This window comes from Salinicola endophyticus, assembly GCF_040536835.1.
Taxonomy (GTDB): Bacteria; Pseudomonadota; Gammaproteobacteria; order Pseudomonadales; family Halomonadaceae; genus Salinicola; species Salinicola endophyticus_A.
In genome coordinates this window covers 1971844-1991607 of the sequence record NZ_CP159578.1, presented here as the reverse complement: position 1 = coordinate 1991607, position 19764 = coordinate 1971844, and the positions used below count along the sequence as shown (strand labels likewise).

The 19764-nt window shown below is 67.1% G+C and carries 17 protein-coding genes; 3 read left to right on the top strand and 14 right to left on the bottom strand.

Annotated features, from left to right (window positions below; genetic code table 11):
• Positions 1–5: 5 nt before the first annotated feature.
• From lepA to rpoE, 4 genes are all read right to left on the bottom strand, one after another.
• A complete protein-coding gene (gene lepA / locus ABV408_RS08985) occupies positions 6–1823 on the bottom strand; it encodes a translation elongation factor 4 (RefSeq protein WP_353982051.1) in 1818 nt (605 codons plus the stop codon).
• 197 nt (positions 1824–2020) lie between these two features.
• On the bottom strand, positions 2021–3439 hold the full coding sequence (locus ABV408_RS08980; RefSeq protein ID WP_353982050.1) for a DegQ family serine endoprotease: 1419 nt from the start codon (positions 3437–3439) through the stop codon (positions 2021–2023).
• A 397-nt stretch (positions 3440–3836) separates the two neighbouring features.
• Positions 3837–4574: a sigma-E factor negative regulatory protein gene (locus ABV408_RS08975; RefSeq protein ID WP_353982049.1), complete on the bottom strand. Its 738-nt coding sequence runs from the start codon at positions 4572–4574 to the stop codon at positions 3837–3839.
• A 169-nt stretch (positions 4575–4743) separates the two neighbouring features.
• Positions 4744–5349 carry an RNA polymerase sigma factor RpoE gene (gene rpoE / locus ABV408_RS08970; RefSeq protein WP_353982048.1) on the bottom strand — a complete coding sequence of 202 codons (606 nt, stop codon included), beginning with the start codon at positions 5347–5349 and terminating at the stop codon, positions 4744–4746.
• Between the two features lie 404 nt (positions 5350–5753).
• Here rpoE and ABV408_RS08965 point away from each other — a divergent pair, with 404 nt between their 5' ends.
• Positions 5754–6836: a 3-deoxy-7-phosphoheptulonate synthase gene (locus tag ABV408_RS08965; protein WP_353982047.1), complete on the top strand. Its 1083-nt coding sequence runs from the start codon at positions 5754–5756 to the stop codon at positions 6834–6836.
• Positions 6837–6966: 130 nt separating this feature from the next.
• Here the strand turns inward: ABV408_RS08965 and dinG are convergent, their stop codons facing one another.
• Together dinG and rhlB are read right to left on the bottom strand one after the other, a co-directional pair.
• Complete coding sequence (dinG, locus tag ABV408_RS08960) at positions 6967–9114, bottom strand: ATP-dependent DNA helicase DinG (RefSeq protein ID WP_353982046.1); 2148 nt, start codon at positions 9112–9114, stop codon at positions 6967–6969.
• Positions 9115–9197: 83 nt separating this feature from the next.
• Positions 9198–10487: an ATP-dependent RNA helicase RhlB gene (rhlB, locus tag ABV408_RS08955; RefSeq protein ID WP_353982045.1), complete on the bottom strand. Its 1290-nt coding sequence runs from the start codon at positions 10485–10487 to the stop codon at positions 9198–9200.
• A 295-nt stretch (positions 10488–10782) separates the two neighbouring features.
• Here rhlB and ABV408_RS08950 point away from each other — a divergent pair, with 295 nt between their 5' ends.
• Both ABV408_RS08950 and xthA read left to right on the top strand, forming a co-directional pair.
• Positions 10783–11019: a hypothetical protein gene (locus ABV408_RS08950; protein ID WP_207037270.1), complete on the top strand. Its 237-nt coding sequence runs from the start codon at positions 10783–10785 to the stop codon at positions 11017–11019.
• Complete coding sequence (xthA, locus tag ABV408_RS08945) at positions 11019–11837, top strand: exodeoxyribonuclease III (protein WP_353982044.1); 819 nt, start codon at positions 11019–11021, stop codon at positions 11835–11837. The genes ABV408_RS08950 and xthA overlap by 1 nt, the downstream gene beginning before the upstream one ends.
• Positions 11838–12017: 180 nt before the next feature.
• On the opposite strand, the gene ABV408_RS08940 is transcribed toward xthA, so the two are convergent.
• The 8 genes from ABV408_RS08940 to ABV408_RS08905 form a co-directional block, all read right to left on the bottom strand.
• Positions 12018–13331, bottom strand: a complete 1314-nt coding sequence (locus ABV408_RS08940; RefSeq protein ID WP_353982043.1) for a hypothetical protein — start codon at positions 13329–13331, stop codon at positions 12018–12020.
• Between the two features lie 2 nt (positions 13332–13333).
• Positions 13334–14098, bottom strand: coding sequence for an energy transducer TonB (locus ABV408_RS08935; RefSeq protein WP_353982042.1), 765 nt, complete (start codon positions 14096–14098; stop codon positions 13334–13336).
• Positions 14098–14505, bottom strand: a complete 408-nt coding sequence (locus ABV408_RS08930; RefSeq protein WP_035470602.1) for a biopolymer transporter ExbD — start codon at positions 14503–14505, stop codon at positions 14098–14100. The genes ABV408_RS08935 and ABV408_RS08930 overlap by 1 nt, the downstream gene beginning before the upstream one ends.
• A complete protein-coding gene (locus tag ABV408_RS08925; RefSeq protein WP_353982217.1) occupies positions 14498–14965 on the bottom strand; it encodes a MotA/TolQ/ExbB proton channel family protein in 468 nt (155 codons plus the stop codon). The genes ABV408_RS08930 and ABV408_RS08925 overlap by 8 nt, the downstream gene beginning before the upstream one ends.
• 49 nt (positions 14966–15014) lie before the next feature.
• Entirely contained in the window at positions 15015–16481 is a 1467-nt protein-coding gene (locus ABV408_RS08920; protein WP_353982041.1) for a MotA/TolQ/ExbB proton channel family protein, read from the bottom strand.
• The gene (locus ABV408_RS08915; protein ID WP_353982040.1) at positions 16478–17383 is read right to left on the bottom strand and encodes a DUF3450 domain-containing protein; all 906 of its coding nucleotides are present in this window, start codon (positions 17381–17383) and stop codon (positions 16478–16480) included. The genes ABV408_RS08920 and ABV408_RS08915 overlap by 4 nt, the downstream gene beginning before the upstream one ends.
• A gap of 305 nt (positions 17384–17688) precedes the next feature.
• Positions 17689–18615: an FAD-binding protein gene (locus ABV408_RS08910; RefSeq protein WP_353982039.1), complete on the bottom strand. Its 927-nt coding sequence runs from the start codon at positions 18613–18615 to the stop codon at positions 17689–17691.
• A 14-nt stretch (positions 18616–18629) separates the two neighbouring features.
• Positions 18630–19379 (bottom strand): electron transfer flavoprotein subunit beta/FixA family protein, encoded by a 750-nt coding sequence (locus tag ABV408_RS08905; protein WP_353982038.1) that lies wholly within the window; start codon positions 19377–19379, stop codon positions 18630–18632.
• Positions 19380–19764 lie beyond the last annotated feature (385 nt).

The window sequence follows — 19764 nt, the reverse complement described above, 5'->3', positions numbered from 1 at the left end:
GCTTCCTACTCATTCACTTTGAGAACGGCGAGGAACGCATCCTGGGGGATCTCCACACGCCCCACCTGCTTCATGCGTTTCTTGCCGGCTTTCTGCTTCTCCAGCAGTTTCTTCTTGCGCGTGACATCGCCACCGTAGCACTTGGCGGTGACGTTCTTGCGCAGCGCCTTGACCGTGGAGCGCGCCACCACGTGCCCGCCGATCGCCGCCTGCACCGCGACGTCGAACATCTGACGCGGGATCAGCTCTTTCATCTTTTCGACCAGCACGCGGCCACGGGTATGGGCGTGGTCACGATGGATGATCAGCGCCAGGGCATCGACGCGATCGCCGTTGATGAGAATGTCCAGACGCACCAGCTTGGCCGCCTCGAAGCGCTCGAAGCTGTAGTCGAGCGACGCGTAGCCCTTGGAGATCGACTTGAGACGGTCGAAGAAGTCCATCACCACTTCCGCCATCGGCAGCTCGTAGACCAGCTGCATCTGGTTGCCCAGCACCTGCATGTCGAGCTGCACGCCGCGCCGATTGACGCACTCGCTGATGACGTTGCCGACGAACTCCTGCGGCACCAGGATATTGGCGCGCACGATCGGCTCGCGCATCTCGTCGACGTTACCCAGGTCGGGAAGCTTCGACGGGTTGGAGATATAGACCAGCTCGCCATCGTCCATCAGCAGCTCGTAGATGACCGTCGGCGCCGTGGTCAGCAGGTCGAGGTCGTACTCGCGCTCCAGCCGCTCCTGGATGATCTCCATGTGCAGCGTGCCGAGGAAGCCGACGCGGAAGCCGAAGCCCAGCGCGTCCGAGTTCTCGGGCACGTAGTCGAGCGAGGCGTCGTTGAGCGCGAGCTTCTCGAGGGCGTCGCGGAAGTCCTCGTAGTCATCGGAGCTGACCGGGAACATGCCGGCGTAGACCTGCGGCTTGACCTTCTGGAAACCGGGCAGACGCGGGACGTCCTTGGTCTTGGCATGGGTGATGGTGTCACCCACCGGCGCGCCGTGGATATCCTTGATGCCGGCGATCACGAAGCCCACCTCGCCCGCGCGCAGGATCCCGGTGGAGTGCTGCTTGGGCGTGAAGAAGCCGATATCGGTCACTTCCCAGTCGCGCCCGGTCGATTTCATGTGGATCTTGTCACCCTTCTTGAGGGTGCCATCGAACAGCCGCACCAGCGACACCACACCCTGGTAGTTGTCGAACCAGGAGTCGATGATCAGCGCCTGTAGCTGGCCCTCGCGGTCGCCCTTGGGCGGCGGAATGTCGCGCACCAGGCGCTCCAGCAGCTTGTCGATGTTGAGCCCGCTCTTGGCCGACACCTGCACCGCATCGTGGGCGTCGAGACCGATGATCTCTTCGATCTCGTGGGCCACCTTCTCCGGATCGGCCTGGGGCAGGTCCATCTTGTTGAGGACCGGCAGCACCTCCAGGTTCTGCTCGATCGCGGTGTAGCAGTTTGCCACCGACTGCGCCTCGACCCCCTGCGCGGCATCGACCACCAGCAGCGCGCCCTCGCAGGCGTAGAGCGAACGCGACACTTCGTAGGAGAAGTCGACGTGGCCCGGGGTGTCGATGAAATTGAGCTGGTAGGTGTGGCCATCCTCGGCTTGGTAGTCGAGGGTCACCGACTGCGCCTTGATGGTGATGCCGCGCTCGCGCTCCAGATCCATCGAGTCGAGCACCTGCTCTTTCAATTCGCGCTCGCTCAACCCGCCGCACACCTGGATGATGCGGTCGGCCAGCGTGGACTTGCCGTGGTCGATATGGGCGATGATCGAGAAGTTGCGGATGTACTTGAGCTGTTCGTTGCTTGCGGCGTCTGCCATTGAGTCCTTACCAGTCGTTGTACGCGCAGAAGGTCGCGCCCTTAGGGCGCGCATCACGCGGTTGATGACGAAATGGCGGCATTGTACCGACATGGCTGTGCCAAGGACAGCGACCGCGTGCGCCGCCGCCGCCCCACACGCGACGAGCCCCGCCGGGGGCGGGGCTCGTCGGGCACGCGTGCGGCTGACATCACTCTTTACTTGTCGTGAGCCTTGAGCCGCAGGGCGACGAACAGCGAGTTACCGTCGCGGGAGATGCGCACCGGCACCGCACGATCACCGTCGACCTTCTTGACCGCCTTGATCAGTGCTTCGGCGCTGTCCACCGGCTTCTGATCGAAGCTGACGATGACGTCACCCGGCTGGATACCGGCTGCGGCAGCCGCACCGCGCGGGTCGACGCGACGCACCAGTACACCGCTGTCGACATCCAGCTGCTGCTTCTCCTGGGCGCTCAGATCGCTGATGGCGATACCCAGCTTGGTCTGGTCGTTGGTCGACTGGCCACCGGACGATCCATCGGCGCTCAGCGAGTCGGGCCAGTCACCCACGGTGACGTCGATGTTGCGGGTGTCGCCGTCACGCAGGACCTTGAGCTTGATCTCCGCGCCCGGGGCGAACTTGCCGATGATCCGCGGCAGCGTGGTGGAGTCGTCGACGGCATCCCCGTTGACGCTCAAGATCACGTCGCCGGCCTTGAGTCCGGCTTTCTTGGCCGGGCTGTCATCGCTGACGTCGGAGACCAGCGCACCTTTGGTGTCGTCTAGCCCGAACGACTCGGCCAGATCCTTGGACACCGGCTGGATCACCACGCCCAGCCAACCGCGACTGACGTGACCTTCGGTGCGCAGCTGATCGGCCACGTTCATCGCCACGCTGATCGGGATAGCGAAGGAGAGCCCCATGAAGCCGCCGCTGCGGGTATAGATCTGAGAGTTGATGCCGACCACCTGGCCATCCAGGTTGAACAGCGGACCGCCGGAGTTGCCCGGGTTGATGGCGACGTCGGTCTGGATGAACGGCACGTAGGTGTCGCTGGGCAGGGTGCGGTTGATGGCACTGACGATACCCGCGGTGACCGAGTGGTCGAAACCGAACGGCGAGCCGATCGCCGCTACCCACTCACCGACCTGGAGGTCATCGGAGTTGCCGATCTTGAGCGTCGGCAGATCCTTGGCGTCGACCTTGAGCAGCGCCACGTCGGTGCGCGGATCGGAGCCCACCAGCTTGGCCGGCAGTTCACGCCGATCGTTCAGGCGCACCATGATCTCGTCGGCGTTCTTGACCACATGGGCATTGGTCAGAATGTAGCCATCGGAGCGAATGATGAAGCCCGAGCCGAGCGACTTGCGCTCCTCTTCCCCCCCCGGCGCGCCGGGCATCGGTGGCATTTGGTCGCCGAAGAAGCGGCGGAAGATATCGGGAACATCCTGCTGCCCGAAGGGATCATCGGAGGCACTGACCGTACTGGTCGTGGAGATGTTGACCACGCCCGGCGCCGCCTGCTTGACCAGCGCGGTGAAGTCCGGCAGATCACTGGCGCGAGCCACCTGTGTCGACAGCAGCGCCATCATCAGCACCAGCCAGGGAGCGAACCATCTTGTCATACGTTCCATTAAACACTCCTAACACCATGAAGACTCGTCGCGAGCCATACGTTTGCGATGACCGGCCCGGGCGAGAGATAACGCGGTCACAATGAACCCCGCCCCGGGGCACGGCGCCAGTGGCCGCATGCCGCCACCACCCTGTTCATTGATGCGGAAAAAGCCGAAGAGTTCAACGAGATGTAAAGATTCTTTACCGCCTGAGGGCGCACTGGGCGGCGCCACTGAGGCCAAACCCCGATGGCGACACTGGCGTAGCTGGCAGTAAAGACACCGGCAACGCGCCGGCACAGATCGAGTGCAGACCTCCTCGACCCGTCACCTGGAGGCCGGCAGGCAGGCCAGAAACAGACGGGGCGCGGCCGTCTTGCGACGGCCGCGCCCCGTTGGCGGCGAGAGGCCCGCCTCAGCGCGTGGCGGAGGCGTCGATCGCGTGGAGCTGGCTGGCGTAATTGCCGGAGCCGTGAAGCAGCCCCAGATCACCGTTGCCCAGGGTGCGTCGCGCCAGATAGGACTGCAGCGAGGCGCCCTGCTGCAGATCGGCGTCGCCGCTGGCACCGAACAGCGGCAGCATGACGTCGTCGCCGATGGTCATCAGTCCATGCTGTTCACCGCCGGCGCTGGCGCCTGCCATCGAGAAGATCGGCATGCCACTGGAGACTGGCGCGCGCATCGACGCCGGAATCACGCCGCTTTCACCGCCGCCGGTGGGCAGCGCGAAAGTGGGCTGAGCGCTCGCCGCCGGCGCGAGCGACTCACCGCTGGAAGCGATGTCGGACGGTACGGCGGCGTCGCCGCCGCCGAAGCCGTTGTAGACCTGCACGCCGGTGATCACCATCAGCGAGACCGCAGCGGCCACCGCCGCGCCGCCCATGAAGGAGAACGAGTGGCGGCGGGACGCCGCTGGCGTCTCGGCGACCCCGGGGGCCGGCTCATCGGCGATCGCCGCCATCACGTCAGCGGAGATATCGATATCCACCACCGCATCGCGTTCGCGCTGCATCATGCTGCGCGCCAGATGGTAGCGCCGCCAGGTGTCCGCCTCGCCGGAAGCCGTCTCCATCTGCTTGAAGACGCGTCGGAGATCGAACTCGTCGCCCTCGTCGTCCATCAACGCGGAAAACGACTCACGTACCTGCTTCATAGTCACACCCTCACACTCGGCCAGTGCCTTGCCCGTGATCGCTGCTGGCAGCGTCGCCAGGCAACGACATCAGTGTCTCTTTCACACTCTATGACGCCACAGGCGCGCGACAGTTCATTTTCGATTCATGTTTATTTGCGACCCGGGCGCCTCATTCGCCGCCCATGCCTCAGCCATCGTTGGCGACGTCGCTATTGCTCCGCTCCAGCAGCGGCTGGATATGCTTGTCGACCGCCTCTCGCGCGCGAAAAATGCGCGAGCGCACGGTACCCACCGGGCACTCCATGATGGTGGCGATATCCTCATAGGAGAGGCCATCGAACTCGCGCAGGGTGATCGCCGTGCGCAGGTCGTCGGGCAGATTGTCGATCGCCGCGAAGACCGCCGACTCGAGCTGATCGCGGGCGATCGACGCTTCGGGAGACTCGATGTCGGAGAGTCGCCCGCTCTGATCGATCACCTCGGCGTCGGCGATGTCGAGATCGCTCCCCGGCGGGCGCCGCCCGCGGGAAACCAGATAGTTCTTGGCGGTATTGATGGCGATGCGGTACATCCAGGTATAGAAGGCACTTTCGGCACGGAAGCTGCCGAGGGCCCGATAGGCCTTGATGAAGGCTTCCTGGGCCACGTCCTGGACCTCGGCATGGTCCTGCACGTAGCGGCCGATGAGCCCCAGGATCTTGTGCTGATACTTCTTGACCAGAAGATCGAAAGCTCGGGTGTCTCCCTTCTGGGCACGCTCGACCAACTGCTGATCGGTCTCTCTGGCACCCATTCAGGCACTCCACCGGTTCATGGGCGCGGCGCATCGAGGAACAAGCGGGTGACGATCGGGGTATGACGGTGACAATACGCTCATGATTCAACCTGGAGCCGTGGGACTCGCGATTCATTGACAGGCGTGCAACTTATAACAGAACCCCGGTTTTTAACAGAAAGCCGGAGGCGGCACGCAGCGAAAGCCTGCCAGTCTTGCCGTTTTGGCGCCCGCCATCAAGTCGTCAGCCGGCGCCACCCTGCAGCCCAGGGCGTGCGGAAAGTTGATTTTTGTCCGCCCCAGCCGCCATAGTACGCGCTCTACACGTAGACGCGCGCCCTTCGATGGCGCCTTCTTCCACTTCCACGCGCGCGAACGAGAACTCCCACGCGCGAACCATCGCAGATTTCAACGGGCCCAGCATGTCGGAACAGCAGGTCAACAATCTCAACGTCCTGGCGCAGGACGTTCTGATATCTCCCGAAGTGCTCAAGCAGCACATCCCGCTCAGCGACGCCGCAGAGCGCACGGTCATCGAGGGTCGCCAGACCATCCAGCGCATCCTCGATCGCGAGGACCCGCGCCTGCTGGTGGTGATCGGCCCCTGCTCGATCCACGACCCCGAGGCCGCTCGCGACTATGCCCGGCGCCTACGCCAGCTCGCCGACGCGGTGAGCGACAGCCTCTATATCGTGATGCGCGTCTACTTCGAGAAACCGCGCACCACGGTGGGCTGGAAGGGCCTGATCAACGACCCCCATCTCAACGACTCGTTCGAGATCGAAGAGGGTCTGCACATCGCCCGCCGCCTGCTGGTGGATCTGGCCGAGATCGGTTTGCCGCTGGCAACAGAAGCGCTCGACCCGATCTCGCCGCAGTATCTGCAGGACTGCATCAGCTGGTCGGCGATCGGCGCCCGCACCACCGAATCCCAGACCCACCGCGAGATGGCCTCAGGGCTCTCCGGCCCGGTCGGCTTCAAGAACGGCACCGACGGCAGCCTGGACGTGGCGGTCAACGCGCTGCAGTCGGTGGCCAGTCCGCACAACTTCCTGGGCATCGATCAGGCCGGCAAGGTCGCGGTGATCCGCACCCGTGGCAACGCCTACGGCCATGTGGTCCTGCGCGGCGGCAACGGCAAGCCCAACTATGACAGCGTCAGCGTCACCCTGGCGGAGCAGGAGCTGGCCAAGGCCGGCCTCAAGGCCAACCTGATGGTCGACTGCTCCCACGCCAACTCCAACAAGGATCCGGCGCTGCAGCCGCTGGTGATGGAGAACGTGACCCACCAGATCCTCGACGGCAACCGCTCGATCATCGGCCTGATGATCGAGTCCAACATCGGCTGGGGGGCGCAGAAGATTCCCGCCGACCGCAGCCAGCTCGAGTATGGCGTGTCGATCACCGATGCCTGCATCGACTGGCCGACCACCGAGCGCAGCCTGACCCAGATGGCCGAACAGCTCGCCCCGGCGCTCCAGGCGCGGCTCGCGCCCCATAGCTGAAAAGCCCGGCTACGACACGCCGACGCCCGCTGATCACAGCGGGCGTCGGCGTTTGCGGGCAGTGAAAAATGGGTTTCAGCGCATCAAACAGAGGACAGGGGTGCGCATACTGACGCCAGCATACGCCGGATCAGGCCGGCGTCTCCCTGACCACACCCTCGATCTCGCGCCGGAACGGCGGCAGCGCGTCCAGCAGCGCCTTGCCATAGCGCCGGGTCAGCACCCGCCGGTCGAGCAGCGAGATACGCCCGCTGTCGTTCTCCTTGCGGATCAGACGGCCGCAGGCCTGGACCAGCTTGATCGAGGCGTCAGGCACCGAGATGCGCATGAACGGATTGCCCCCCTGGCTCTCGATCCACTCCGCCAGCGTCGCCCCCACCGGATCGTCCGGCACCGAGAACGGCAGCCGGGTGATCACCACGTGGGTGAGATAGCGCCCCGGCAGATCGATCCCCTCGGCGAAGCTCGCCAGCCCGAAGATCAGGCTGCCCTGCCCCGCGTCCACCGCCTTGCGATGACGCTCGAGCAGCTCGCGCTTGGGCAGCCGATCCTGGGACAGCAGGCGCGACGCCCAGGGCTCGGCAAGGGCTTCGGCGACACTCTTGAGCTGCTTGCGCGACGAGAACAGCACCAGGATCGCCTCGTCGTCCTCGCGCCCTTCGAGGAACTGCACGATAGCGCGATCGTGGGCCACCGGGTCACCGGGCTCCACCGCCTCGCGCGGTACGCTGAGGGTGGCGCGGGAGTAGTCGAACGGGCTCGGCAGGCGCTGGTAGCGGTAGCGATTGGCCAGGCCGGCACGCTCCTGGAGGCGTTCGAAACGGTTGAGCGCGGTCAGCGTGGCCGAGGTCACCACCGCCCCGTAGCAGGCTCCCCAGAGGTGGCGCGCCAGGGTCTCGGCGGCGGAGACCGGGCTGGCCGAAAAGGTCAGCTCGGGCTCGCTGCCGAAGCGCTCGAAGGTGAGCCAGCGCGCCTGGGGCTTCTGATCCGGCGGGTCCTCGCTGGCCATGGCCTGCCACAGCGCGTGAGCATCCAGCGCGCGCCCGTGGAGCAAGGCACTCAGCGGCAGCCAGGGTTCGGCCTGCTCACGAGGGAGTCCGGTGGACTTGTCCGGGTCCAGGCTCTCGCGCAGGATCTCGGTCATCGTCTCCAGGTCGCGCGCCAGCGCCGCGAAGGGAATCACCAGCTGCTGCGCCAGCGCCACCAGCGGTGCCGGGGCGCGACCGTTGACGAAGCGATGATGCCGGGTCTCGTCCCCGGCGCCCTGCTCGAGCCCGGCGATCTGATGGCCCATGGCGTAGGCCTCACCCAGACTCGGCTCGAGCGCCGCGATGCGCTCGGGAAAGGCCGCCAGCAGACGCGCCAGCGTGGGCTGGGCGGCGAGCGCGGTATTCAGCTCGGTGAGCGACTTCTTCAGCGTGCGCAGCCAGCGCAGGGTGCCATTGACGGCGAAGCGGTGGTGGAAGTGATCCAGCGCCTTGTCCGGAAGATGGTGCCCCTCGTCGAAGATGTAGATGCACTCCTTCGGCGGCGGCAGCACCATGCCACCGCCGAGGGCCAGATCCGCCAGCACCAGATCGTGGTTGGCGACCACGACATCCGCCTGCTCCAGATGACGGCGCGAGCGGAAGTAGGCACAGGCGCCGAAATGACCGCAGCGGCGGTTGGTGCACTGGCGATGATCGACGGTGAGACGGCGCCAGTCGCGGTCATCGATCGCCACCGGCCAGCTGTCGCGGTCGCCCTCCCACTTGCCCGAAGCGTAGGTGTCGGCCATCTCCTGGATCAGTTGCGGGAAGTCGCCACCGGCATCGGTAGCGATGGTCTGCTCGAACAGCGACAGCGTGGGATTGGGCTCGCTGCCCTCCAGCGCCTGGTCGAGCTTGGCGACGCACAGATAGCGTCCACGCCCCTTGGCCAGGGCGTAGTCGAAATCGAGCCCGCTATGCTCGCGCAGCCGTGGCAGATCCTGATTGAGCACCTGCTCCTGCAGCGCCACCGTCGCGGTCGCCACCACCAGCCGCTTGCCGCGCGCCTTGGCCACCGGCAGCGCCGCCAGCAGATAGGCCAGCGTCTTGCCGGTGCCGGTGCCCGCCTCGAGCACGCAGACGTGCTCCTGGGAGGTGCGCCGGCCCTGATCGTCGTGCTCGATCCCGGCCAGCGTGCGCGCGATCTCCGCGATCATCAGCCGCTGGCCATAGCGGGGCGTGAGCTCCAGACCCTCGAGCGTGCGTCGATAGGCGTCCTGAATCTCCTGCTTGAGCGTCTCGTCGAGCATGCGGGTTCCGGGCAGGCCGGCCTGTGTGAGGAAGGCAGGATGACCGCTCACGGGGATGAGCGGTCGGTTCGGGGTCGCTCAGCTCAGACGAGCATCGACTCCGGCGGCTGCTCGCACGGCAGCTTGTCCTTGATGTAGGCCTCGATCTCGGGCAGCGAGAACGCGTCCTCCTCACCGACAAAGCTGATCGAGACGCCCTTGGCGCCGGCGCGCCCGGTACGACCGATACGGTGCACGTAGTCTTCCGGGTCCTCGGGCAGGGTGTAGTTGACCACGTGGCTGACATCCTCGATATGGATGCCGCGGCCGGCGACATCGGTCGCCACCAGCACCTGGATCTCGCCGTCGCGGAACTTCTCGAGCGTGCTGATACGCTGATTCTGCGGCACGTCGCCGGAGAGCATCGCCACGTTGATGCCCGCTTCGCGCAGCAGTCCGTCGAGCTCACGCACCAGGTCGCGGCGGTTGCCGAACACGATCACGCGCTCCATCGCCTCCTGCTTGAGCAGGTTGATCAGCAGTCGGCGCTTGTCGTCGTCGCTGACCAGGTAGACGCGCTGATCGATATTGGCGGCGTTCTCGGTGGTCACCTCGATCTCGACGTGAGCCGGGTTATGGGTCCACTGCTCGGAGAGATTGAGAATATCCGGGGTAAAGGTCGCCGAGAACAGGAAGGTCTGACGCTCTTCACGCTTGGGCGTGTAGCGGATGATGCGCTTGACGTCGGGTATGAAACCCATCGACAGCATGCGATCCGCTTCATCGAGCACCAGCACCTCGACCTGGGAGAGATCGATGTCGCGCTTCTGCTGGAAGTCCAGCAGCCGGCCCGGGGTAGCCACCAGGATGTCCAGATTCTTGACCAGCTGCTCGCGCTGCTTCTGGTAATCCATGCCGCCGACCACGCTCGCCACGTTGAGCGAAGTAAAGCGCGCCAGCGCCTTGGCGTCCTTCTCGATCTGCAGCGCCAGTTCGCGGGTGGGAGCGACGATCAGTGCCCGCGGCGTCCCCGGCTTCTGGCCGTCCGGCGCCTCCTCCTCGAGGAAATAGGCGAGCATCGAGATCAGGAAGGCGGCCGTCTTGCCGGTGCCGGTCTGCGCCTTGCCCACCACGTCGCCGCCGAGCAGCGTGTACATCAACGCTTCGGCCTGGATCGGGGTGCAGTACTCGAACCCCTCGGCGTGGATGGCACGCATCAGCGCGAGCGGCAGATCGAAATCGTGGAACCGCCAGCGGCCGGCCACGGGCGCGACCTGGAACTGATCCAGCGACCAGCCGTTGGCGTTGCGCGACTGCGATTTACGAGGCTTGCGTCGACGCCGCTTGGGTCTGCGGTTCTGTGCCGGTGCCTGGGTATTGTCCGACTCACTCATAGTTATGACGAATGTCCGAATTCGATTGACGATGAAGCCCGCGCGGATATGGAGAGCCGCCGAAGCAGTGCTGGCGCTCGATCCGACACCGCCATCCGGCGCCGCCGCTGGCGGCAGGCCGAGACCCGGCGTCGGCGCGGGCAAGCCCCTAGTGTACCAGCCTGGGTGCGTGACGTCGCCAGCCGGGCGGCGAGCCCGGCCTGTCAGCCGCGGTGGGGCCTGTTAGAATGGGCAGCATGAGACGACAACGCCCCCGGCACTGAGGCCGCGGGCGCCGCTAGCAAAGGCCGCGTGAATGACTCGCAGAAAGAAGACCCGCTCCCTGGCCGACAAGGTCAGTATCCGCACCGGTAAGCGTAAGGACTATCGCCGCTGGCGCCATGAGAACCCTGACGAGGTCACCTCGTCGCGCCGCTACGTGTCCAAGAAGGATCAGCAGCGCAAGGCCCAGGCCGAGCGCAAGCTGAAGCGCCAGAGCGTGGCGCCGCTGCCACTGCACAAATCCGACACCAGCGACAAGGATACCGACTGATGCGCCTGGTCTCGTTCAACATCAACGGTATTCGCGCCCGCCTGCATCAACTGGAGGCGCTGGTCGAGGCCCACGATCCGGACGTGATCGGGCTGCAGGAGACCAAGGTGCAGGACAGCGAGTTTCCGCGCGAGGCGGTCGAGGCCCTCGGCTATCACGTCCACATCCACGGCCAGAAAGGGCACTACGGGGTCGCGCTGATGACCAAGGCGCGCCCGGAACAGGTCCACTACGGCCTGCCCGACGACCCGGAGGATGCCCAGCGAAGGCTGATCGGTGCCACGCTGGCGCTCCCCGATGGCCGCCCGTTGACGGTGTGGAACGGCTATTTCCCGCAGGGCGAGAACGTCGCTCACCCGACCAAGTTCCCGCACAAGCGCGCCTTCTATGCCGGGCTCAGCGCACTGCTCGAGGCGCGCCACGACCCCGCCGAACGCTTGGCCATCATGGGCGACTTCAATATTTCACCGCAGGATATCGACATCGGTATCGGCGAGGAGAACCGCAAGCGCTGGCTGCGTGAAGGCAAGACCAGCTTCCAGCCGGAAGAGCGCGAATGGCTCGAGCGGCTCAAGGCGTGGGGGCTGAAGGATAGCTACCGCCTGTGCCATCCGGACAGTAGCGACCTGTTCAGCTGGTTCGACTACCGCTCCAAGGGGTTCGATCGCGAGCCCAAGCGGGGTCTGCGTATCGATTACATCCTGGTCACCGACCCGCTGGCCGAAGCCACCCGCGCCGCCGGCGTCGACTACGCGCTGCGCGGCATGGAGAAACCCTCGGACCATGCCCCGGTGTGGAGCGACTTCGCGCTCGAGTGAGCGCCTAGGGAAGCGTTGAATAAATCGCCGAACGAGATGAAGGGCAAGGCGCACGGAACGCAGAAGGCGAGACATAACATGGGGTTAGGCGAGCCTTCGACCGGGCTGGCGTTCCAGTACCGCGCAACGTAGTCATGCGCTGGGGACGCCGAGTCCGTGCAGGCATTTATGCAGGGATTCCTAGCCTTGGCCCAGCGACGCCAGCCACGCCTGGGCCTGGCTCTCCCCTGCCGCCGCCCGCTTCAACGCCCGGCGCGCCAGTTCAGGGCGCTGCAGCTGGACCGCGGCAACGCCCATCAGCAGCCAGTCGCGCCCCTCGGCGACCTCCCCCTGCGCGCTACCGGTGCCAGTCTCCTCCGGCGGCTGATCGACAGGCAGGATCTGGCCGAGGGCATCGAGCACCACCTGCCACTCGCCCCAGGCGTAGGCGGTCTCGGCCAGTTGGCGCCAGTCCGCCGCGCTCCCGGTCCGATTGGCCAGCGCGCGCCACGCCGCCAGGGCCTTGTCGTGTTCGCGCGCGGCACTCCACGCCTGCGCCTGCAGGCGTAGATTGGCCTCGGAGCGTGGCAGCTCGCCATCCGCCAACCAGCGCGCCAGATACTCCCCCGCGCGGGCGGGTGTCCCGCCGGCGATATGCAGCTCGGCCAGTTGCACCAGATCCTGCGGCCGGGTCAGCACGCCGCGGCGCCAGCCGCTCTCCCAGATCGCCGCCGCCCGCCCGGGGTCGCCTGCCCGCTGGGCCAGCCCGGCCGCGCGCCGCCACACCTGCGGCGAGTCGGCATCGTCACCAAGCAGCGCGAGGGCGTCATCGAAGCGCCCACTGTGCTGATAGACCATGCTGGCGAGCTGGCGCTGGCCAGCATCCCAAGAGGTGCCGCCCGATTCGCGCAGTCGGTCGAGAGAGTTGGCCGCCGCCTGCCACTCGCCGAGGGCAGCGCGCGTTTGCACCAGCAACCAGCGCGACTCAGCGTCGCCACCGCTGGTTTCGACCCAGCGCGTGAGCAGGTCAGCCCCGCGCTCGCGCTGGCCGGCGGCGAGATGCAGCTGCGCCTCCTGACGCAGCCAGGCCAGACGCCGTGGCGCCGGCACCTCGTCAATAGCGCGTGCCGAGGCCAGGCGCTGCGCTGCGGCAGCAGGCTCGCCCTGGCGCGCCAGGGCGCTGGCTTCGAGCTGCAGAAACAGCGCCCGGGCCCAGCGATCGGCGGCATTGCCGCCGTCGAGACGCGCCGCGGCGGCCTCGGCGCGCGACGCCACCGCCGCGTTGTCGCCCGCGGCCAACTGCTGCTGCAGCGACTCGAGCGAGGCAATCATACTGGAGCGTAGCGCCGGCCCTTCGGCCAGTGCCGGCGTGGCCGCCAGCACCGCCAGCAGCAGGAGCGCGGCGCTGTAGCGACGCCGCTGCCCTCTGGCGGCGCCGGCATAGCGCCAGTCGGTGGCCGTGGTGACAGTCCGGGCGGCATCCGCGGGCGGGGTGACAATCTGTGGCGCGTCCATGGTCAACCTTGCAGTTTGAACTCGATACGCTGGGTGGCACGGCGCACGTCATCCGCCGGCGGGAAGCGCCAGCGCGATATCGCCTCCTCTACCGCGCGGTCGAACACGTTGGCCGGCTCGGCGTCGATCACCCGCAGACTGCCGCCATCCACGCGTCCATCGGGCTGGATCACGAAACTGACCTCGACGTAGCCCTCCAGGCCCCGCCGTTGCGCCCGCGCCGGGTAGGTCGGATTGACCCGACTGGTCGGCTGCAGCTGTCCCACGTCGCGCGGCGATGCCTGGGTACCCTTGGGCGTTGATGCCGCCTGCGAGGCTGGCGCCTGGGCAGTGCTGGGCGCCGGCGACGGGCTAGGCTGCGGGCTGGGCTCGGGCCGCGATTCAGGTTGCGGCTGAGGTTGTGGCTCCGGCTTGGGTCGAGGCGTCGGCCGCGCCTCGCTCAGCTCGGGCAGCGCGGCGTCGAGGGTGGGCGCAGGGGTCTGCGGCTGCGCGACCTGGGGCTCGGGCACCGCGATCCGGCTGGGTGTCGGCGCCGGCGTCGGTGCCGCGGCCGGTGGTGGTGGCGGTGCGGCCGGGGGTGGCGGCGGCGCCGACGCCGCGCTCGTCGTCGGCGTCGGCGCCTGCTCCGGCGCGTCGACCATGGCGATCGGCGCGGCGCTGACGATCTCCTGACTCTCCGGCGCCGGCGGTGCCACCAGCAGCGCCAGCAGATAGAACAGTACCAGTGCCAGCGCGGCACCGGCGACCAGCCCCACCAGCCTGCGCATCAGCCGGCGTCCCGGTTGGCCGCCACGGCGACATTGTCGACCCCGGCCTGGCGAATGCGATCCATCACTTCGAGCAGCAACCCCGTGGTCGAGCGGCGGTCGGCCTGGACCACCACGCTGCCATCGCCGGAGACCAGCGACGCCACCTTGGCGCCGACCCGATGGGCGTCCACCGCCTCGCCGTCGACCCACACCGCACCATCCTGAGTGATCGCCACCAGCACCTGGGTATCGGGGCGTGCGGTCGCCTCGCTCGACTGCGGCCGCTCGATCTCGACCCCGCTCTCCTTGATGAAGCTGGTGGTGACGATGAAGAAGATCAGCATGATGAAGACGACATCGAGCATCGGGGTCAGGTCGATCCCGGTGGCGTCGTCGCTCGCTTCCCGCAGGCGCCGCCTACGCATGGGCATCCTCCACCGCGCGGGCCATGCGATCGTGTAGCCGCTGGTCCTCGCGCCGAATGATCTGTTCCAGTCGGGATACGAACAGTAGCCCGACCACGGCCACGGCCATGCCCACCAGCGTGGGCAACGTGGCGCGGGCAACGCCGTCGGCCATCGCCCGCGCCTGCCCGCTGTCGCTGAGGGAGAGGCTGTCGAACACCTGGATCATCCCGGTGACGGTGCCCAGCAGCCCCAGCAGCGGACATATCGCCACCAGCAGCTTGAGCCAGGGCAACGGCTGGCGCAGCCGCGCCAGTAGTTCGCGGGTCCACACCTCGCGCAGGGTGAGCGCGCTCCAGCTGACGTGATCGCGGCGCTGGATCCAGGCATCGATCAGCACCCGGCGCGCACGGCGGTGAGTGACGCGCCAGTAGATCAGACGCTCCAGCGCCAACGCGAACAGCGCCATGGCAACCAGCATGATCACCACCAGGACCCCGCCGCCGGCATCGATCAGCCAGCGGATCGGTTCAAGCGTGAACGCCACGATGGCTCTCCTGATCCTGGCCCGCTGCTTCCAGATGCTCGGCCAGAACCGCGCTGGCGCGCCCTTCGAGCAGCCCGACCAGCCGCCGGCTGCGGCTGCTCAGCGCGGTGTTGACGAACAGCAACGGCACCGCTGTGATCAGACCCAGCACGGTGGTCACCAACGCCTGACTGATCCCCCCGGCCATCAGTTGCGGATCGCCGGTGCCGAACACGGTGATCGACTGGAAGGTGATGATCATCCCAGTGACCGTTCCCAGCAGCCCCAGCAGCGGTGCCACCGCGGCGATCAGCTTGACGATCGGCTGGCCGCGCTCCAGACGCGGCTGCTCCGCCAGCAGCGCCTCGTCGAGACGCGCCTCGAGGGCTTCCGGGGCGTGGCTCGGGCCCAGCGCACCGAAGCGCCCGAGCACCCGCCCCAGGGGATTGTCGTCACGCAGCCGCTCGGGGTCGCGCAGCTGACGCTGCATGCGTGAACTCACCCGCAGCAGATAGAAGTACTGCGCCAGCGCCACCAGCAGGCCGATGGCGCCCAGCCCGACGATCACGTAGCCGACATAGCCCCCCTGCTGAAAGCGCTGCCACAGGCTGGGCTGCTGGGCGATCGCCTGCAGCACCTCGCCGTCGGTGGGATCGAAGAAGAAGCGCTCGCCCCGCCCGGCCTGGAAGTCGCGCAGCGCCGCGCGGACATCGCCGGGCGTGTGCGGGAAGACCTCGAGCGGCAGCTTGGCGTCGGTGTCACGCGCCAGGAGATCTCCCTGGCTGAAGGCCACGCTGTCGCCCAGACGCACCACCGGGCGCACCTGAACGTCGCCGTCGGCAGCCGCCACCGGGGCCTCGAAGCTGACGCCGCGGGCGCTCTCCGCGATCAGCGCAGCGAGGTCACCGCGTAGCCGATCGAGGGTAGCGATATCGACCAGCCCGCGATCGTCCAGCCGTGGCGGCAGCTGCGCCGCACCGCCCAGGGTCAGCCAGCTATCGCCGAGGGCATCGCGCAGCTCGCCGGCCTGCTGCTTGATCACCTGCGACACCGCCTCGATATCGGCAGCATCGCCGCCACGTTGCTGACTCAGATCGGCCAGCGTCTGGCGCTGCTCGCGCTGGCGCTGTTCCAGTTCTTCACGCTTTGCCTGCGCTGCCGACAGCCGCTTTTCGGCGTCCGCCACTGCCGCGTCGAGCTTCTGGCGGTCATCCACCAGCGTGGCCAGACGCGCATCGTCCCGCGCCTCGGCCTCGCGACTGTCGGCCTGGAAGCGCGCCAGCACCTGCTGCAGCGTATTGGGCGCTTCGGACGCGGTCTGAGTGGCGGAAGACTGGGTAGCGGAAGACCGGGAGGCGGGAGCATCCTGGGCATCGGGTGCGGCCGGATCCTGCGCCTGGGCTACCGGCGCCGCCAGCATCAGCGCGATCAGCAGCGACTGCCCACGGGAAACGAACGAATGCGGCTTCATGATGCCGACTCCTGTGCCGGTTCCTGCGGCGCGCTCGGGGTCTGGGCATCGCCTGATCCGGCCTCATCGCCGGCCGCTTGCGGCGACTGCCCGGGGACCACACTGATCGACGCCGGCAGCGCCAGCAGTGTCGGAGCGGCCTGGTCACGGGCGATACGGATGCCCCGGCGCACCTCGTCGATCTGGCCGCGGTCTAGCGGCTCCCAGCGCTGGCTCGCGACCTTCCACACGCCGCCGGCTTGACCGTCGGGAGTGACATAGTAAAAGCCGGTGCGCCCCACCCGCAGGTAGTCGACCTGACGCGCATAGTCGCTACCGGCCTGCGCGTCCGGCGCCCGCGCACCCGTCAACGGGCCGCTCCACTGGTCCATCTGGCGGCCGTAGTCGAGTTCGGTACGCCACACCGAGAAGATCTTCTGCAGCTTGTCGGACTGGGAGGTTTCGTCACTGGCGAGCATCTGTTCGAGGGTATCGACCCGCGCCAGGCGCTCCTGGCGCAGAAACGGCATGTCGGCCTCGATCATCCCGCGCAGCTGTTCGACCATCTCGCGCATCTCGCCCGGCAGCGCCTCACGCGTGGTCGAGATCTGCGCCAGTGCCCGCTGCTGAGCCTCGATGCGCTTGGCCTGATCCGCCACCACCGGCGCCAGCTCGGCGTTGTAGCTCTCCAGGCGGTCCGCCTGCCGGGTGGCGCGGCGCAGCCGCTCGAGGGCCTCACGCGTGGCATCGTCGGCACTGTCGATACGCCGCTGCAGCGCGGCCTGGGTCTGCTGCGCCTCGATGCTGGCCTGACTGAGCGAGTCCTGAGCCGGGGCCTGAGCGGCCACGCCGACGAGACTCGCGGCGACGAAGCAGAGCGCCGTGAAACGGCGATGGCTTCGCTGACGCGGGGAATGCAACACCACGCGATCTCCTTACGATTGGGCCTGAAGCCGTGGGAGTGGGCCTGAAGACGTGACGATCACCGTCTCAAAGCGGTGCGACAGCGTCGAACAGTGGGCACCGATCTAGAGGACGACAACCTAGTACAAACAAGAACAATTATCAATCAGAATCCAGACCATGCATCGATCTCCCGAGCACCGGGCGCTCGATCCCGAGACGCCCGCCCCAGAAGCCTCCCCGGATCCTGTATTGCGCTCACGACATCGCGCGCATAAAAAAGCCGGCGCCCTGGGGCGCCGGCTCGAGTCGAGACCCGCAGCGTCTAGAGCTTCTGCTCCAGCGCCGGCAGGATCTCGAACAGATCACCGACAAGGCCGTAATCTGCCACCTGGAAGATCGGCGCATCCTCGTCCTTGTTGATCGCCACGATCACCTTGGAGTCCTTCATCCCGGCCAGGTGCTGGATCGCACCGCTGATGCCCACCGCGATGTAGAGCTCCGGCGCGACGATCTTGCCGGTCTGCCCCACCTGCATGTCGTTGGGCACGAAACCGGCGTCGACCGCCGCGCGCGAAGCGCCGATGGCGGCGCCCAGCTTGTCGGCGATCCCGTCGAGCAGCTTGAAGTTGTCGCCGCTGCCCATGCCGCGGCCGCCGGAGATGACGATCTTGGCACTGCCCAGCTCGGGGCGATCACTCTGGGCCAGCTCTTCACCGACGAAGCGGCTGCTTGCGTTGCTCACCTGGGCGCTGACCGGCTCGATCGCGGCGCTGCCGCCGTCGGCCACGGCGTCGAAGGCGGTGGTGCGCACCGTGATCACCTTCAGCGGGTCGCTCGAGCGCACCGTGGCGATGGCATTGCCGGCGTAGATCGGCCGCTTGAAGGTATCGGGACCGACCACTTCGAGGATGTCGGAGATCTGGGCCACGTCGCGCAGCGCCGCCAGCCGCGGCAGCACGTTCTTGCCAGTGGTGCTGGAGGCAGCCAGCACATGGGTGTAGTCATCGGCCAGTGCCACCAGCAGTTCGGCCAGCGGCTCGGCCAGCTGGTGCGCATAGACCGCGTCGTCGGCCACCCGCACCCGGCTGACGCCGTCGAGGCCGGCCGCGGCCTGGGCCACGGCGTCGACCCCTTCGCCGGCGACCAGCACGTCGATGTCGCCACCGATCGCGCGTGCCGCGGCGACCACGTGTGCCGTCCCTGTCGCCAGTTCGCCATCATGCTGTTCGGCGAGAATCAGAATGCTCATGCCAGCCGCTCCCTTCAAAGCACTTTCGCTTCGGTCTTGAGTTTCTCCACCAGCTCATCCACCGAGCCGACCTTCACCCCGCCCTTGCGCTCGGCCGGGGTCTCGACCCCGAGCAGCTCGAGTCCGCTCTCGACGCTGACGCCCAGCGCTTCCGGCGTCTTGCTCTCGAGCGGCTTCTTCTTGGCCTTCATGATGTCGGGCAGTTTGGCGTAGCGCGGCTCGTTGAGACGCAGGTCGGTAGTGACCACCGCCGGCAGCGTCAGTGCCACCGTCTGCAGGCCGCCGTCGATCTCGCGGGTGACGTCCACGCTGCCTTCCTTGACATCGACCTTCGAGGCGAAGGTGCCCTGGGGCATGCCGGAGAGCGCCGCCAGCATCTGGCCGGTCTGGTTGTTGTCGGTGTCGATGGCCTGCTTGCCCAGGATCACCAGATCCGGCTGCTCCTCGTCGACCACCGCCTTGAGCAGCTTGGCCACCGCCAGCGATTCGACCCGCGCCTCGGTCTCGACGTGAATGGCGCGATCGGCGCCCAGCGCCAGCGCGGTGCGCAGCTGCTCCTGCGCGGCCTTGGGGCCGACGGTGACGGCGACGATCTCGCTGGCCACGTCCTGCTCCTTGAGCCGCACCGCCTCTTCGACGGCGATCTCGCAGAACGGGTTCATGGCCATCTTGACGTTGGTCAGATCGACATCGGAGTGATCCGGCTTGACGCGGATCTTGACGTTGTAGTCGATGACGCGTTTGACCGCGACGAGTACTTTCATGGATGTCCTCGCAGGCTGGGGAAAAGATCGGCGCGGGGCGGAAGACGGCACTGAACTGACGGCAGGCAACAGCCCGCCATCTCGCACGACACGAACGCGCGACGCTTCCGCCGAACCGTTTGACGCGAAACAGACTCGCGTCAAACGTGGCCGGGGTCAATCCGCCAGTGGTCCCATCCCGCCGCGGCGCGGCCGGATCGGGGACAACGGCGGCGTAAAAGTGCGATGATAGCCCATTATCGAGCGCGGCCCGAAGCCGCGCCTTGGCATAAGCAAAGCGCGCGGCGTCATAACGTCGAGACGCGCGGGCAGAAGCCGCATAACAGGCCGCGGCCGGTGCGAGGGCCGGGCCGACAACACCGTAGCGCTAGCAAGGAGAACCGGT

What these genes read in the sequence shown, in the direction of transcription:
- ABV408_RS08965 (WP_353982047.1), top strand. Translation starts at nt 5,754, where the DNA reads ATGTCGGAACAGCAGGTCAACAATCTCAACGTCCTGGCGCAGGACGTT.
- ABV408_RS08975 (WP_353982049.1), bottom strand. Translation starts at nt 4,574, where the DNA reads ATGAAGCAGGTACGTGAGTCGTTTTCCGCGTTGATGGACGACGAGGGC.
- xthA (WP_353982044.1), top strand. Translation starts at nt 11,019, where the DNA reads ATGCGCCTGGTCTCGTTCAACATCAACGGTATTCGCGCCCGCCTGCAT.
- ABV408_RS08920 (WP_353982041.1), bottom strand. Translation starts at nt 16,481, where the DNA reads ATGAAGCCGCATTCGTTCGTTTCCCGTGGGCAGTCGCTGCTGATCGCG.
- rhlB (WP_353982045.1), bottom strand. Translation starts at nt 10,487, where the DNA reads ATGAGTGAGTCGGACAATACCCAGGCACCGGCACAGAACCGCAGACCC.
- dinG (WP_353982046.1), bottom strand. Translation starts at nt 9,114, where the DNA reads ATGCTCGACGAGACGCTCAAGCAGGAGATTCAGGACGCCTATCGACGC.
- ABV408_RS08930 (WP_035470602.1), bottom strand. Translation starts at nt 14,505, where the DNA reads ATGCGTAGGCGGCGCCTGCGGGAAGCGAGCGACGACGCCACCGGGATC.
- ABV408_RS08905 (WP_353982038.1), bottom strand. Translation starts at nt 19,379, where the DNA reads ATGAAAGTACTCGTCGCGGTCAAACGCGTCATCGACTACAACGTCAAG.
- lepA (WP_353982051.1), bottom strand. Translation starts at nt 1,823, where the DNA reads ATGGCAGACGCCGCAAGCAACGAACAGCTCAAGTACATCCGCAACTTC.
- ABV408_RS08950 (WP_207037270.1), top strand. Translation starts at nt 10,783, where the DNA reads ATGACTCGCAGAAAGAAGACCCGCTCCCTGGCCGACAAGGTCAGTATC.
- ABV408_RS08910 (WP_353982039.1), bottom strand. Translation starts at nt 18,615, where the DNA reads ATGAGCATTCTGATTCTCGCCGAACAGCATGATGGCGAACTGGCGACA.
- ABV408_RS08935 (WP_353982042.1), bottom strand. Translation starts at nt 14,098, where the DNA reads ATGCGCAGGCTGGTGGGGCTGGTCGCCGGTGCCGCGCTGGCACTGGTA.
- rpoE (WP_353982048.1), bottom strand. Translation starts at nt 5,349, where the DNA reads ATGGGTGCCAGAGAGACCGATCAGCAGTTGGTCGAGCGTGCCCAGAAG.
- ABV408_RS08925 (WP_353982217.1), bottom strand. Translation starts at nt 14,965, where the DNA reads ATGCTGGTTGCCATGGCGCTGTTCGCGTTGGCGCTGGAGCGTCTGATC.
- ABV408_RS08940 (WP_353982043.1), bottom strand. Translation starts at nt 13,331, where the DNA reads ATGGACGCGCCACAGATTGTCACCCCGCCCGCGGATGCCGCCCGGACT.
- ABV408_RS08980 (WP_353982050.1), bottom strand. Translation starts at nt 3,439, where the DNA reads ATGGAACGTATGACAAGATGGTTCGCTCCCTGGCTGGTGCTGATGATG.